Annotated in this window: 1 pseudogene; it reads left to right on the top strand. The window is 79.2% G+C overall.

The features are described 5' to 3' along the window. A pseudogene (locus MXD58_RS24440) lies at positions 1 to 653 on the top strand (hypothetical protein); the annotation flags it as partial.

Here is a 653-nt window from a genome sequence, read left to right as displayed (position 1 = left end):
GGGCGCCGCAGTGACCACCGACGTCGTACTTACCGTGGCGGCGGCCGATCCCGACCTCGGGGAGCCCGCCGCGGGCCACCCCGGCGGCGGGGGTGGCGGGCCGGGGACGGCGCGGGACGTCCTGGTGCGGCTGCGGCCCACGACCACCGTCAGGGCGCTCACCGAGGGCCTGACCACCTCGCCGGACCCGGTCTGCTTCCTGGACGGCGAGCCCCTGGACCCGGCCGCGACGGTCCGCGACAGTGCCATCCTGGCGGGCCGACGGATCGGCCTGGACGCCCCGGCCGCGCCGCGGGAGTCGACGCAGCCCGCGGGCGGACCCGCGCGGTGGTTCGAGGTGCGGGTCGTCGGCGGACCCGACGCCGGGCGAATCTGGCGGGTCGGGGTCGGCGCGCACGACATTGGCGCGGGCGTGGGCTGCGCGATCCGCCTTCGCGCCGACGACGTCCCCGCCCGCGCCGCGGTCCTGCACGTCGGGCACGACGGCGAGACCTGGCTGACGGATCTCGCCGCGGGCGCGGTGCGCACCACCCAGCCCCGCGCGCCGGAGCTTCGCCTGACCGAGGCGCACCACGCGGCGATGCGGATCGAACGCCGCGACCGTCCCGTCCCGCCCGAACCACCGCGCTGGACGCCACTGGGCGCCGCCGCGC

The organism is Frankia sp. AgKG'84/4, from assembly GCF_023242965.2.
GTDB lineage: Bacteria > Actinomycetota > Actinomycetes > Frankiales > Frankiaceae > Frankia.
The sequence above is the reverse complement of the archived record's forward strand: the minus strand, read 5'-3'. Positions and strand labels throughout refer to the sequence as shown.